The sequence below is a fragment of the Desulfarculaceae bacterium genome, from assembly GCA_020444545.1.
GTDB lineage: Bacteria > Desulfobacterota > Desulfarculia > Desulfarculales > Desulfarculaceae > Desulfoferula.
The window spans coordinates 213,876-227,900 of record JAHLKT010000001.1 but is presented as its reverse complement, the minus strand read 5'-3'; the positions used below and the strand labels follow the sequence as shown (position 1 = coordinate 227,900).

Below are 14,025 nucleotides of genomic sequence, written 5' to 3'. Positions count from 1 at the left end.
GCCCTAGCTCAGGCTCAAAGTCTGAGGCTGCTGGGCCTGGTGCGGATGCTCGGGGCCCACGTAGACCTTCAGCTTCTTTAGCATCTGGCGGCCCAGGCGGTTCTTGGGCAGCATGCCCTTGACCGCGCTGATCAGCACGCGCTCGGGGTGGGTATCCATCATACGCCGGGCGTTGATGGAAGTGATGCCGCCGGGATAGCCGCTGTGGCGATGGTACATCTTCTGGTCCATCTTGCGGCCGGTAAGTGCCACCTTCTCGGCGTTGATCACCACGATGAAATCGCCGGTGTCCACGTGAGGGGTAAAGATGGCCTTATGCTTGCCCCGGAGCCGCCGGGCCACTTCACTGGCCAGACGCCCCAGAATCAGGTCGGTGGCGTCCACCACGAACCATTCCCGGCTGATGTCTTCTTTTTTGGCTACAAAGCTCTTCATGACCTTAAGCCTAACTTGTAATCTCGGGCGGATAGGGCGTAGGTCGCCCTCGCTTGTCGAAGCTGTATTTATAGGGGTTGGACCCCGTTCTGTCAAGGGGTGGAGGAAATAAAGCCGAAGGCTTTTTCCCGCAGTCTAATAGCCTCCCACGTTGAGCAATTCGCCGAAACCGCCCAGCGAGATCACGAAGAACAAGCCCCGCTGGTTGATGTCGTCCACGTAAAAGGCCTTGAAACCCCAACACTGCGCGTCGTAGCCCAGCTCGTACTGGGCCTCGAACTGGTTGCCGGTGTCGAAGTCGTAGCGGTTGACGAAGCCTACATACCACTGCTGGGTCAGGGCGATCTTGAGCCAGCCGTTGATCTGCTTCACCCCGGTGTTGTCGTAGCGCCAATCCAGGGTGATGGTATCGCCCCGGTTGTCCTCGGCCCGGGCCAGGAAGTCCACCCGGGTGAAGCTGTTGTCGTAGAGGTTCCAGGAGGTGGTGTTCTCGAAGTAGAGCTTGTCGGTGGGCAGCAACTGGGTGGTGGCCGACACCTCGCCCCAATATTGCCCGCCGTTGTCCTCGCGGTAGGTGTTCACGTCAAAGGAGTGATACACGTTGAAGCGCAGGAACTCGCGGTACACCGGCACGATCTCCCCGCTGTTGGGGTCGGCCGACATGACTTTGTAGGTCAGGGCGTTCTCGATGCCGTAGCTGACCGCGTTGGTGCGCTGGGAGCCGAACTGGGCCAGGTCGGGGATGCTGTCCTCGTCCAGGCTGGGCCGGTAGGCGTAGGTCATCACCGGGCGGAAGGCGTGCTTGATCTTGTAGGGGTTCTCGGCGGTGCCGAAATCGAACACCCGGTAGAGGTAGGTGCTGGCCCTGGCGTTGAACTCGTACACCTGATTCAGGCCCGCGTCCTTGGGGTCGGTTATGCTGTCGTCGCCGTTTACCGAGTAGAAGCGCTGCCGCCAGGTGAAGCTGGGCTCCAACTCCAGGTAGTCGCTGAAGTTAAGCGGCAGGCTGATCACCGGGGCCACGTCCGAGATGAAGCCGGTGCTGCCTTCCTCGCGGTAGTTGTAGGTGAAGCTGGAGCCCATGGCGAAGTACAGGCCGGTGTTGCCCAGCTGCTGGGTGGTGGCGTCGAAGCTGAAGGTGGGCAGCGATTGCAGGATGTTGTCGTTGTTGCCCGTGGTGTCGTCGTAGTAGATGACCCCCGCGTTGAAGCTGGCCGAGGACCAGTAGCGGGTTACGTTGACGGTGTTGGTGCGGGTCAGGCTGGTGTTGGGGTCCAGGTTGCGGCCGAACCACTGGGCCAGGCGGCGGTCGGAGGCGTTGAAGCCGCTGTAGCCGAAGGTGAACTCCCGGAGGTAGTCCTGGTCGCTCACCAAGTCGATGTTGGCCTTCAACTCCATGGTGTCGTTGAAGAAGCTCTGGTCGGCCATGCCTCGGAACCAATAGCGCGAGCTGTAGGGCTTGGCGTTCTTGCCTTCCTTGTAAAGTGCCTCGCCCGCCTGGTCGTTTGGCATGTAGTCCAACATGAACATGCCCTTGGAGCCCGGGTCCAGGGAGTAGCGGTATTCCAGGCCCAGGTCCAACCCGCGCTTGGTGTAGTAGTTCAGCGTGACCGTGGCGTCCATGTCTTCGCCGAGGGTCTGGTAGTAGGGCAGGCTGAAGATGAAGCCGTCGCGCTGGCTCTGGCCGAACTGGGGAGCCAACATGCCAGACTGGCGCTTGAACTTGGCCGGGAACATCAGGTAGGGGGCCCACAGGATGGGCACGCCTTTCACGCGGAAGGCGGTGTTTTTGGCGGTGCCGTAGCCTTCCACGGTCACTTCCATGTCCTCGCCGGTCACCTGCCAGGCGGGGTCGGCCCCGTCGCAGCTGGTGAAGCTGCCCTGCTTGATGGTGTAGGTCTCCTTGCCGGTCTTGGCTATCTCGGCCCCGGAAAGGTAGTAGTTGTTGGTCTTTATGAAGATGCGGCCCTGGTAGATCTTGCCGGTGCTGTTGTTCAGGTCCACCACCATGCTCTTGCCGGTGATGTCCTGGGCCGGGGTGGCCAGGCGCACCCGCCCCTCGGCCTCGGCGATCAGACTATTGGCGTCCAGGCTGATCTTGTCGGCCATCAAGCGGGTCTTGCCCCGCACGATCTCCACCTCGCCCTCGGCGCGGTAGGTGGCGGTCTTTTCGTTGTAGACCACCCGGTCGGCGCGCACGTCCACCGGACCCTGGGCGTCCACGCGCATCAGGGTCCCCTGGGCAAAGGCAGGCCCGGGGCTAATAAAGAGGCCGGCCAAGCCGGCCAGAATGATCAAGACTAGGATGTGCCGTGATAGACGCCTGATTGCGAGCACTTCCACCTCCAACAAGGCGTGTGGCGCGTTAACACTTTTGCTAGCGCACCCTAGCAGATGGAGCAATTTAAGGCAAGTCGCTTGTACCCCCGGAGAGGATGGTGCGGGCCTCGCCTACCGTAAAAAGGCTTCCGGTGACCAAAACCGCCCCACCGGGACCGGCCAGCTCCCGCGCGCGCTCCATGGCCCGGCCCAGATCGGGCTCTATCTCGCCGGGCGGGGCGCCGGGGGGGGCAGCCTCGGCCAGGCGCTGGGGATCGGCCGCGCGGGCGTACACCGGCCGGGAGTAGACCACCCGGTCGGCGGCGGGCAATAGCAGGCCCAGAAGAGTGCCGATCTCCTTGTCGGCCATCACCCCCACCACCATGACCAAAGGCTTGCGGCCCCCGCGCATGGCCTCCAGGCTGGCCAAGAGCGCCTTGGCCGCGGAAGGGTTGTGGGCCCCGTCCAGCCAGAGGTCCGGCTCGTCGGGTTGGGAGGGCCAGCGCTCCAGGCGGCCCGGCCAGCGCACCTGGGTGAGCCCCCGGGCCAGGTGCCCGGCGGTGAGGGGCAGGCCTTTCTCCGACAACACCTCGGCCGCGCCCAGGGCCAGCAAGGCGTTTATGGGCTGGTGGGCCCCCACCAGGTTGGTGGCCACGTCGCTGAGCTTCCACAGCCGCCCGTTCAGGTCGAAGCGGCCGCCGCCGCGCCGCTTGAAGCCCAGCTCGCGCCCCCGGCGGTAGACCGGGGCCTTGCGCTCGGCGGCGGTGTCCTCCACGATGCGGCGGGCGCTGGGCTGCATCACCCCGTGGATCAGGGGCACCTTTTTCTTGATGATGCCCGCCTTCTCGAAGGCGATGTTCTTCAGGCCCTTGCCCAGGTAATCCTCGTGCTCCAGGCCCAGGTTGGTGATCACCGTGACCAGGGGCTCGCAGATGTTGGTGGCGTCCAGGCGGCCGCCCAGGCCGGTCTCCATGATGGCCAGATCCACCCCCTCGCGGCGGAAGTGCTCAAAGGCCATGGCGGTGACGAACTCGAAGTAGGTGGGCGGCTCCCGCTGGTCCACCACCTCCCACACCGCCTTGCACAGCTGAACCACCTTGCGCTGGGATATCTCCTTGCCGCCCACGCGGAAGCGCTCGGTGAAGCGCTCCAGATGGGGCGAGGTGTAGAAGCCCACCTTGACCCCGGCCTCCGTGAGCGCCGCCTCCAGCATGGCCCCCACGCTGCCCTTGCCGTTGGTGCCGGCCAGGTGCACGCAGGCCAGGCCGCGATGGGGGTCGCCCAGGCCCTTTAGCAGGTTGCGGGTGGAGCTAAGGCCCAACTTGATGCCGAACTTTTGCAGCTCGTAGAGCTTGGTCACGGCGCGCTGATAGGGACTGGGAGAAGGCATTGGGCTTAGACCTCGGTCAGGTTGGCGAATTCCAGCAGGAGTATTTTCAGACCGTGGCGCTGAAAATGCACCAGGATTTTTTTGCCCCCCTGGTAGCCCATGACCCGGCCGGTGCCGAAGGTGGCGTGGCTCACCTGGCCGCCCACCGGGAAGGGGCGGTCCTGGCGCTGGCTGCCCCGGCTTACCGGATTGGCGGGCGCGGCGTCGGGCACCGCGAACACCGCCTCGGGCGGTGCCTCCATGAGCCCGCCGGGCAGCTCGGCCAAAAAGCGGCTCAGCTCGTTGCTCACCACCCCGCGCCCCCGCTGGTAGGACTCCTTGGGGGCCAGGATGGTCAGCTCGCCGGCGGCCCGGGTGCAGGCCACGTACATCAGGCGGCGCTCCTCCTCCAGGGCCTCGGGATCGGTGAGGGCGGGAAGGGGGGGCAAGCGGCCCTCGGTGGCCCAGAGGATGAACACGTGGGGCCACTCCAGGCCCTTGGCCGAGTGCACCGTGCTCAGGGTGATGCGCCCCCCGCTTTGCTCGTCGGCATAGGTGTTGGGCGGCTCCAGGACCACCTCGGCCATGAACTCGGCCAAAGAGGCGAAGCCCCGGGCCAGGCCGGGCAGCTCCTCCAGGTCGCGCAAGCGGCGGGGGTAGTCCTCATAGGCCTCGCGGCACACCGGCTCGTAATAGTCGGCCACCGCCTCCACCATGCTCATGGGCGTGGCCGAGGGGTCGGACAGCTCGCTCATCAGCTCCACCAGGGCCGCGAACTGGGGCCCGCCCAGGCCGGGGGCGCTGGCCAGGCGGCCCAGGTAATGCTCCGGCGAGGGAGCCTCCACCAAATGCCGGATGGCGCCCTGGGCCTTTTTGGGCCCCACCCCGGGCAGGAGCATGAGGATGCGCTGCCAGGAGAGGAAATCGCTGGGGTTGGCGATGACCCGCATGTGGCTGATGGCGTCCTTGATGTGGCTGGCCTCCAGGAACCGAAAGCCGCCCACCTTGACGAAGGGGGTGCGTCCGGAGGTCAGCTCCAGCTCCAGCTCGTAGGAGTCGCGCGAGGCGCGGAAGAGTACCGCGATCTCCTCGGGCTTGGTGCCCGCGGCGGTGAGCTCGGCGATGCGCCTGGCCACCAGGCGGGCCTGGCCCCGGTCGTCGCGGGGCCGCCGCAGGGCGGGGCGCTTGCCGCCCAGGCGCTCGGTGAACAGCTTCTTGTCGTAGCGCCGCCAGGCCTGGGAGATCACCTCGTTGGAAAGGTCCAGGATGGCCTGGGTGGAGCGGTAGTTCTGCTCCAGCTTGACCACCTTGGTGCCCGGATAGTTGTCCGGGAACTCGAAGATGTTGTCCAGGCGCGCTCCCCGGAAGCGGTAGATGCTCTGGGCGTCGTCGCCCACCACCATCACGTTGTCGTGCTCGCTGGCCAAAAGCTTGAGCAGCCGGGCCTGCACCGCGTTGGTGTCCTGGTACTCGTCCACCAGCAGGTGCTGCCAGTGGCTGCTGAAGCGCCGGCGCAAATCGTCGTTGTCGGCCAAAAGCTGCTCGGCCAGGAACAACAGGTCGTCGTAGTCGGCCAGGTGCTGCTCGCGCTTGGCCTGGGCATAGCCTTCGGCCGCCTGGCTGATCTCGTCCAGATATGCCAGCAGATGCCCGGCCCACTGCTCCACCGCGTCCTCGATGCTCAGCTCCAGGTTACGCGACTTGCCGATGATTTCGTGGATGGAGCGGGCGCGGGGGAAATGCTTGTCGCCCTTGGTCTTGAGGCCCCGCTCGTTCACCACCCCCTTGACCAGTTGCTCGGAGTCGCCCCGGTCGATCACCGTGAAGTTGCGGTCCAGGCCGATGCGCGGGCCGTGGGCCCGGAGCAGTCGGTAGCAAAGCGAATGGAAGGTGCCGCCCTTCACCCGGCCGCAGGCCTCGTTAAGGGCCTTGGCGCGGTTCAGCATCTCGGCCGCCGCGCGGCGGGTGAAGGTGAGCAGCAGGATGCACGAGGGGTCCACTCCCTGCTCCACCAAGTAGGCCACCCGGTGCACCAGGGTGCGGGTCTTGCCGGAGCCCGCCCCGGCGATGACCAAGACCGGGCCGCCCTTTTGGCCGGCAGCCAAACGCTGGGCCGGGTTCAACCCCTCCAGGGCGGGGGAGAACAGATCGTCGCGGGTTTGCCTCACGAGGCGAAGTGGGCGCTGAGGGCCGCGATCAGGGCCTCTATGGTGAAGGACTCGGGCTGGATGGCCACCTCGAGGCCGTAGCCCCGGGCGGTGTCGCCGGTGATGGGCCCGATGGCCGCGATGGTCAGCTCGCCGCTCTTGCTGCGGCGGGCCAGCTCGGCCTGGCCGGCCTGGTCCAGCATGGCCATAAGGTTGGTCACGGTGCTGGAGGCGGTGAAGGTGATCACGTCCAGGCCTTCGTCCAGGGCCTGGGCCAGCAGCTCGGGCGAGCCCTCGGGCGGCACGGTGCGGTAGGCGGGCACCACCTGCACCAGGTTGCCCCACTGGGCGATGGTTTCGGGCAGCACCTCGCGGGCCTCGGCCGCGCGGGGGATCAGCACCCGCTGGCCGGTGAGCCCCTGGCTTTGCAGGGCCTCGATGAGCCCCTCGGCCTGGAAGGTGCGCGCGGTTACGTCGGCCACCAGGCCCCGCCGGGCCAGCATGGCGGCGGTGGCCGGGCCGATGGCGGCCAGCTTGCATCCGGCCAGGGCGCGGGCGTCGCTGCCGCCTTCGATCAGGGCGTCGAAAAAGGCCTCCACCCCGTTGGGGCTGGTGAAGATCACCCAGTGAAAGTCTTCCAGAATCTCGATGGCCGTGGCCAGGGGCGCCGCGTCCTCGGGCGGCAGGAAGTCGATGGTGGGCACCTCGATGACCTTGGCGCCCAGGGCCTTGAGCCCCTCGCTGAGGGCCGAGGCCTGCTTGCGGGCCCGGGTAACTAAGACGCTCCTGCCGAAAAGCGGCATCTTCTCGAACCAGGCCAGCTCCTGGCGCAGGGCGGCCACCTGGCCCACGATGGTTATGGCCGGGGCCTTGAGCTTGGCTCCGGCCACCTTGGCGGCCAGGTCGGCCAGGGTGCCGCTCACCGTCTCCTGCTGGGGGGTGGTGCCCCAGCGGATCGCCGCCGCCGGGGTGGCCGGATCGCGGCCCGCCTTCATCAGGCTCTCGCAGATGTGGGGCAGGTTCTTCACGCCCATCAGGAACACCACCGTGCCGATGGAGGCCAGGGCGTCCCAGTTGATGGTGGAGCCGGGCTTGGTGGGGTCCTCGTGGCCGGTCACGAAAGCGACTTCCGTGGTGGCCCGGCGGTCGGTCACCGGGATGCCCGCGTAGGCCGGGGCCGCGATGGCGCTGGTCACCCCGGGCACGATCTCGAAGGCGTGGCCCTCGGCGGCCAGGGCGCTGGCTTCCTCGCCGCCCCGCCCGAACACAAAGGGATCGCCGCCCTTGAGGCGCACCACAATGCGGCCCTGGGCAGCCAGGTCCACCAGAAGCTGGTTGATCTGCTCCTGAGTCTTGGTGTGGTCGCCGCCCTTTTTGCCCACGTAGATGCGCTCCGCCTCGGGCGGGGCCAGGGCCAACAGCTCGGGGTTGGCCAGATAATCGTAGACCACCGTGTCGCAGGTGGTCAGCAGCTTGGCTCCCTTGGCGGTGATCAGGCCGGGGTCGCCCGGCCCCGCGCCCACCAGATAGACCTTGCCGCTCATTGGGGCGCCTCCCCGTAGACCTCGGCCAAAATCTCCCGGCCGCCGCCGTCCAAGACCTCTTGGGCCACCGACTCGCCCATGGCCGCGGCCTCGGCCGGGGGGGCCAAGCCGCCGCCGGTCACCAGGCGTTCGCCGCGAAGGTCGGCCACCAGGCCGGAGAACTTGACGATGCCGTTTTCCACCACCGCGTGCCCGGCGATGGGCACCTGGCAGCCGCCCTCCAGGCGGGCCAGGAAGGCGCGCTCCGCGTCCACGGCGGCGGCGGTGTCGGGGTGGTTCAGGGGCGCGATGAGCTCGCGCACCAGGGGGTCGTCCGCGCGCATCTCCAGGCCCAGGGCCCCCTGGCCCACGGCCGGGAGCATCTGCTCAATGGGAATCAGCGCCCGCTCCACCTCCAGGCCCAGGCGGGAGAGCCCGGCTTCGGCCAGGATGATGGCGTCCAGGCCTTCCTCTTCCAGCTTGCGCAGGCGGGTGTCCACGTTGCCCCGGAGGGGCACGATCTCCAGATTGGGCCGAAGGGCCAAGAGCTGGGCTTGCCGCCGCAAGCTGCTGGTGCCCACCCGCGCCCCGGAGGGCAGGTTCTTTATCTCCACCGCGATGGGGCTGATCAGGGCGTCGCGGGGGTCTTCCCGCCGGGCCACCGCGCCCAGAGTGAGGCCCTGGGGCAGCTCGGAGGGCACGTCCTTCATGGAGTGCACCGCCAGGTCGGCCGCCCCCGCCAACAGGGCATCCTCGATCTCCTTGACGAAGAGCCCTTTGCCGCCCACCTGGGCCAGGGGCACGTCCAGAATCTTGTCGCCGGTGGTCTTGATGATGTTCATTTCCACGGTCAGGCCGGGATGCAGCTCGCTCAGGCGCGAGGCGATCCAACCGGCCTGGGCCAGGGCCAACTTGCTCCCCCGGGTGGCGATGGTCAGCTTGGGCATGGGCATTGGCCTAATGGCAGGAGGCGCAGGAGGAGGCGGTGCAGCCGGCGCAGCCGCCGCCGCTGCTGGAAGTCATCTTGCCGTCCGAGCCGCTCTTGGAGGCGAAGCCGCTCATCAGGCGCTCCACCTTGGCGCATTCGCACTTGGGGCAGACGACCTTCTCGCTCTTTTTGAAAACCAGCTGCTCGAACTCGTGTTCGCAGCGGGGGCAATGAAACTCGTATATGGGCATGTCCTTCGTTCCCGGGCGCTAGCGGCCCTTGCCGGGGCGGGTCTAAGTTTGTGCGTGTCCTAAAACCATAATACCGGCCCGGACGCGGGGCAAGCCTCAGACGGCCAGGCCTTCCACGACCATGGCCAAGAGCAGCGGCAGGTTGATCTCGTGGTGCCCGGTGATGCTGATGCCCCGGCCGCCGGTGAGCACCGGGCGGGTGACCACGTTGGTCATGGGCCGGTAGTGGCGGATCATGTCCAGGTTCACGGTGGTGAAGTCCTTGACCTCGTTGCCCAGGTTGCGCGCGGCCGAAAGGGCCTTTAAGAACACCTCAGGCAGCATCACCGCCGAGCCCACGTTGAACAGCACCCCGCCCTTGAGCTCGGCCACCTGGGCCGTGAAGCGGCGGAAGTCCACGTGACTGGCCTGGCCGGTGGCCGCGCCGTCGAAGCTGGGATGCATGTGGATGATGTCCGCGCCGATGGACACGTGCACCGTGGCCGGCAGGCCCAACCGGGCCGCCGCGGCCAAAAGCGAGACCGAAACGCAGTTGGGGTTGGCTTCCTGCAAGGCCCGCCCCACAGCCAGGCCCAGCCCGGCCCCGGGGTCGGCGGCGATGGCCCCGTTGATGAACTCCCCGGTCTGGCGGGCGGTGCCGAAGCTGCCGTCGGCCAGGGCCTCGGCCACGTCCTCGCTGGTGCGTCCGGCCAGGGCCATCTCGGTGTCGTGCACCACTCCGGCCCCGTTGAAGGCCAGGCCGGTGACGATGCCCCGCTCCATGGCGTCTATGATCAACGGGCTCAGGCCCACCTTGATCACGTGGGCCCCCATGGCCAGCATCACCGGCTTGTCCGCCTTGCGGGCGGCGATCACCGCCCCGGCGGCGGCGCGCAGATCGTCAGCGGCCAGCACCTTGGGCAGGGAGGCCACGAACTGGTTCAAGCTGCCCCCGGCTTGCCAGGGCTTGCCCAGCATGTCGGCTGCCACCTTGGAGGGCCGCATGTCCAGGTCCGAGAGCTTGAGCTTGCTCAGGTCGATGGGTTGCTTGCTCATTGACTGCGTCCGAACAGGGTGAGATCCACCAGCTCGCAGATCATGTGAATGGAAAAGGCGTGCAGCTCCTGGATTCGCGGGGTCTCGTCGCTGGGCACCTGGATGAGGATGTCGCACAGGGGGCCCATGGCCTCGCTGTTGCGCCCGGTGAGCCCGATGGTGGCCAGGCCCCGCTGGCGCGCGGCGCTAAGGCCGGCGATCACGTTGGGGCTGCGCCCCGAGGTGGAGAGCCCCAGCACCATGTCCCCGTCCACGGCCAGGGCCTTTATCTGCTTGGAGAACACCTGGTTGTAGTCGTAGTCGTTGGCCACGGCGGTGAGGATGCTGCTGTCGGTGGTCAGCGCGATGGCCGGCAGGCCGGGCCGCTCCATGAGATAGCGGTTCACCAGCTCGGCGGAGAGGTGCTGGGCGTCGGCGGCCGAGCCTCCGTTGCCCATGGCCATCAGCTTGCCCCCCGCGGCCAGGCCCCGCGAAACCAGCTGGGCCGCGGCCACCACCTGCGCCAGGCCGGTGCGCAGAAACTCCTGATGCACCTCAATGGACCGCCTAAGGGCGGCCTCGGCGATTTCCTGCATACCTAACGTTCTCCGGATGACTTAACAGGCCGTAGAAAGGCTAAATTATCCGTGGCGCTCCTCATTGTCAAGGCCGCCGCTTGCCGCCCTTGCCCCGTTCCTTGCCCCGGAAAATCAGGCGCAAGGGGGCCAGGTCCAGCCCCAGCACCCGCCTGAGCTCGTTGTTCAGGTAGCGGCGGTAGGAAAAATGCACCCGCTTGGGGTCGTTGACCATCAGCACGATGGTCGGGGGGCGGGTGGCCACCTGGGAGGCGTAGTAGATCTTGAGCCGCTTGCCCTTGATCAGGGGCGGGGGATGGTGGCCCATGATGCCCTCGATGGCCTGGTTGAGCTGTCCGGTGCTAACGCGCCGGGTGTACTCGGAAAAGACCCGCTCCACCGTGGGCAGGAGCTTGCCCACCCCCTGGCCGGTCTTGGCGCTCATGAACAACAGCGGGCTCCAGGGGGCGAAGCGGCGCGCCTGTTCCAGCTCGCGCTCCAGGATGCCCCGCCGGTAGTCGTCGTCCTTGACCAGGTCCCATTTGTTCACCACCATGATTAGGGCCCGGTGGCTGGCCAGGACGTGCCCGGCCAGCTTGAGGTCCTGGTCGGTGATGCCCTCGTCGCCGTCCACCAAAACCGCGGCCACGTGGGCCCGCTCCACCGCCCGGAGCGAGCGGAACACCCCGGCCTTTTCCAGGCCCCGGTTCACCTTGCCCTGGCGGCGGATGCCCGCCGTGTCGATGAGCACGTAGGGCTTGCCATTGAACTCCAGAGGGGTGTCCACCGCGTCGCGGGTAGTGCCCGGCACGTTACTGACCACCACCCGGGGCGAGCCGGTCAGCGCGTTGATCAGGCTGGACTTGCCCACATTGGGCCGCCCCACCAGGGCCAGGCGGATCTCCTCCTCGCCTTCCTCGTCCTCGCGGTCCTCGTCCGGGGGCAACAGCTCCAGCATTTCGCGGCACAGGTCCAGGACGCCCAGGCCGTGGGCCGCGCTGATGAAGTGCAGATGCTCCACCCCCAGGGCGTAGAACTCGGCCGCCGCGTCCTCCAGGGAGGGGCTGTCGGTCTTGTTCACCGCCCAGATCACCGGCTTCTGGGTGCGCCTGAGGGTGCGGGCCACCTCTTTGTCCTGCGGGGTCAGCCCCGCGCGGGCGTCGGCCAGGCAGAGCACCAGGTCCGCTTCGCCCAGGGCCAGCTCGATCTGGGTGTGCACCTCGGAGGCAAAGGCCTGGTCCGCCGGCGGGTCGAAGCCGCCGGTGTCCACCAGGGTCACCTCGCGCCCCTCGATCTTGGCCCGGCCGTAGAGCCGGTCGCGGGTCACGCCGGGCATGTCGTCCACCAGGGCCCGCCGGGTGCGGGTCAGCCGGTTGAACAGGGTGGACTTGCCCACGTTGGGGCGTCCCACTATGGCAACGATGCCGCTCATTATTCCACCTTGCCTAAAAAGGCGAAGCTTGCGGGCCCCAAACGGCCGCCCACCTCGCAAACCACCCGGCCCAGGGCGGTGTAGCCCGCCAGGCTGGGGTCGGCCATGACCCGGCCCAAACTGGTGAGGGCCGGGGCCACCGAGGCCTCGAAGTGGGGGCGGTTGCGCCGCCGGGTGAGGAAGCTGAAGGCCCCCAGGGCCTGCATCAGGCGGCTGGCGCTCACCGCCGCCCACCCGGCACGGAAGGCGTCCTGGTCAAAGGGCCCCTCCGCGCCGCGCAGCTCCAAGTATTGGTTCAGCAGCCGGTCCCTGAGCCCCCAGGGGAGCTGGACATAGGGATCGTGCAGCAGGGAGGCCAAATCGTACTGGGCCGGGCCCAACCGCGCCCCCTGAAAATCCACCAACCCGTAGCGCCCCCGGTGATAGACGATGTTGCGGCTCTGGAAATCGCGGTGCACCAGGCCCCGGGGGGTTGCCTCGCCCGCCTGGCGGCAGAAGTCGGTCAGCTCGTCCTCCAGCTCGGGAGGCAGCTCCTCGGTCGGCCAGCCCGCCGCGCCCAGGACCAGCTCGCGCATGAAGTAGCCCGCCTCCTGCTCACGCAAAACCTCCGGGGTCAGCTCCGGGGTGTCGTAGCAAAGGCTGGTGTCCAGGCCCTCGTGGCCCTGGGCCTGCAAGCGGGCCAGCATGGCCAGCACCGGGGCGTAGAGCGCGGCCACCGCCTCCTGGTCGCTCCCCGCCGCCAGGGCCGCGTCCATGAGCGAGCCGCTGCCCAGGTCTTCCATGAGGAAGCGCCCCTCCCGCTGGTCCGCGGTCAAAACCCGGGCCACGGGCAGCCCCAAACGGCCCAGGTGGTTGGCCAAGTACTCCCAGGACAGGTTCTCCGGTGGGTTGCTTGGGTTGCTCATGGCGATCAGGGAGCGCATCCCAGCTTTGACCCGCCAAAAGCGGCGCAGGCTGCCGTCGGCGGCCATGGGCTCCACGGCCAGCTCCGGGACCGCCTCGCCGGGCCAGGCCCGCCGCACCCAGGCCAGGGTCTCTTCTTGCTGCCGGTCCTCAGGCATGGGCTCCACCTTGCAAGCGGCCCGAGGCCGCGAAACCGTCTCCCAACACCGCCTTGCTCACCTCGGCCCCGGGCAAAATCCGTGCCCCGGGCAGGAGCAACGAGTCCTTGAGCCGCGCCCCGGCGGCCACCACCGCGCCCGGCCCCAGCACCGCGAAACCGTCCACCTCGGCCTCGGGGCTGATCTCCGCCCCCGGGGCCAGCACCAGCCGCCCTTCCGGGGCCAGGGCCTCCAGGCCGGGAGGCGGGGCCTCGAACAGGGTGCGGTGCAGCTCCCAATAGCGCTCCGGCGCGCCCAAATCGTCCCAAAAGCCTTCCAGCCGCTGGCCCAGCACCAGGCCGCCCACGGCCAGGGCGGCGCGCACTCCCTCCACCAGAGTGGAGTAGCCCTCGCCGGGCAGATAGTCCAGCAGCCGGGGGTGGATGGCCGCCAGGCCGGAGTAGGTGAGCCAGCGGGCGTCGCCGGGCAGGCCCGCGTCGCCCTTGAAGCCCAGCACCCCCAGCCCCTGGTCCAGGGCCACGGTGTTTATCTCCGGCCGGTCTATCAGGCCCAGGACCGCCAGGGCCCCGCTCGCCTCCAGGCGCTCAATGAGCAGGGGGAGCCGGGCCGTGGCCAGCACGTCGGAGTTGGCCAGCAAGAAGGGGTGGTTCCCCAGGGCATCCCGCGCGGCCACCAGGCCGCCGCCGGTGCCCAGGATCACCGGCTCGTGGCTTTCCACCACCTCCAGGCCGTTGTCGCCCTGTTCCGCCAGCCACCTCTCCACCATGGGGGCCAGGTAGTGGGTGTTGACCACCGCCCGTTCCACGCCCCACGCGGCCATGCGCTCCAGCCACAGGCCGAGCAAGGGCCGGTTCATCACCGGCATCAGGCACTTGGGGCGTTTGTCGGTCAGCGGCCGCATCCGGGTGCCCAGCCCGGCGGCCAGGATCATGGCCCGCATGGGCGACTCCTTACCAGGTTGCCGCCAAGAT

Annotated in this window: 12 protein-coding genes; all 12 read right to left on the bottom strand. The window is 68.0% G+C overall.

From position 1 onward, the window contains the following. Positions 1-3: 3 nt before the first annotated feature. The 12 genes from rplM to KQH53_01015 all read right to left on the bottom strand — a co-directional run bounded on the left by rplM (position 4) and on the right by KQH53_01015 (position 13,994). Positions 4-435, bottom strand: a complete 432-nt coding sequence (gene rplM, locus KQH53_01070) for a 50S ribosomal protein L13 (GenBank protein MCB2225238.1) — start codon at positions 433-435, stop codon at positions 4-6. A gap of 135 nt (positions 436-570) precedes the next feature. Beyond that, the gene (gene lptD, locus KQH53_01065) at positions 571-2,664 is read right to left on the bottom strand and encodes an LPS assembly protein LptD (protein MCB2225237.1); all 2,094 of its coding nucleotides are present in this window, start codon (positions 2,662-2,664) and stop codon (positions 571-573) included. Positions 2,665-2,839: 175 nt separating this feature from the next. Further along, complete coding sequence (locus KQH53_01060) at positions 2,840-4,144, bottom strand: bifunctional folylpolyglutamate synthase/dihydrofolate synthase (GenBank protein MCB2225236.1); 1,305 nt, start codon at positions 4,142-4,144, stop codon at positions 2,840-2,842. Between the two features lie 5 nt (positions 4,145-4,149). Then, positions 4,150-6,291: an ATP-dependent helicase gene (locus KQH53_01055; GenBank protein MCB2225235.1), complete on the bottom strand. Its 2,142-nt coding sequence runs from the start codon at positions 6,289-6,291 to the stop codon at positions 4,150-4,152. Next, positions 6,288-7,814: a uroporphyrinogen-III C-methyltransferase gene (cobA, locus tag KQH53_01050; GenBank protein MCB2225234.1), complete on the bottom strand. Its 1,527-nt coding sequence runs from the start codon at positions 7,812-7,814 to the stop codon at positions 6,288-6,290. Before cobA ends, KQH53_01055 begins: the two co-directional genes overlap by 4 nt. Next, complete coding sequence (gene hemC, locus KQH53_01045) at positions 7,811-8,740, bottom strand: hydroxymethylbilane synthase (protein ID MCB2225233.1); 930 nt, start codon at positions 8,738-8,740, stop codon at positions 7,811-7,813. Before hemC ends, cobA begins: the two co-directional genes overlap by 4 nt. 10 nt (positions 8,741-8,750) lie before the next feature. After that, positions 8,751-8,972, bottom strand: coding sequence for a zinc ribbon domain-containing protein (locus tag KQH53_01040; protein ID MCB2225232.1), 222 nt, complete (start codon positions 8,970-8,972; stop codon positions 8,751-8,753). Positions 8,973-9,068: 96 nt separating this feature from the next. Next, positions 9,069-10,007 (bottom strand): hypothetical protein, encoded by a 939-nt coding sequence (locus tag KQH53_01035; GenBank protein MCB2225231.1) that lies wholly within the window; start codon positions 10,005-10,007, stop codon positions 9,069-9,071. Next, positions 10,004-10,582, bottom strand: coding sequence for a D-sedoheptulose 7-phosphate isomerase (locus KQH53_01030; GenBank protein MCB2225230.1), 579 nt, complete (start codon positions 10,580-10,582; stop codon positions 10,004-10,006). Before KQH53_01030 ends, KQH53_01035 begins: the two co-directional genes overlap by 4 nt. A gap of 67 nt (positions 10,583-10,649) precedes the next feature. After that, positions 10,650-11,993, bottom strand: a complete 1,344-nt coding sequence (gene der / locus KQH53_01025) for a ribosome biogenesis GTPase Der (GenBank protein MCB2225229.1) — start codon at positions 11,991-11,993, stop codon at positions 10,650-10,652. Then, complete coding sequence (locus KQH53_01020; protein ID MCB2225228.1) at positions 11,993-13,054, bottom strand: phosphotransferase; 1,062 nt, start codon at positions 13,052-13,054, stop codon at positions 11,993-11,995. Before KQH53_01020 ends, der begins: the two co-directional genes overlap by 1 nt. Then, positions 13,047-13,994 (bottom strand): NDP-sugar synthase, encoded by a 948-nt coding sequence (locus KQH53_01015; protein ID MCB2225227.1) that lies wholly within the window; start codon positions 13,992-13,994, stop codon positions 13,047-13,049. The genes KQH53_01020 and KQH53_01015 overlap by 8 nt, the downstream gene beginning before the upstream one ends. Positions 13,995-14,025: the final 31 nt, after the last annotated feature.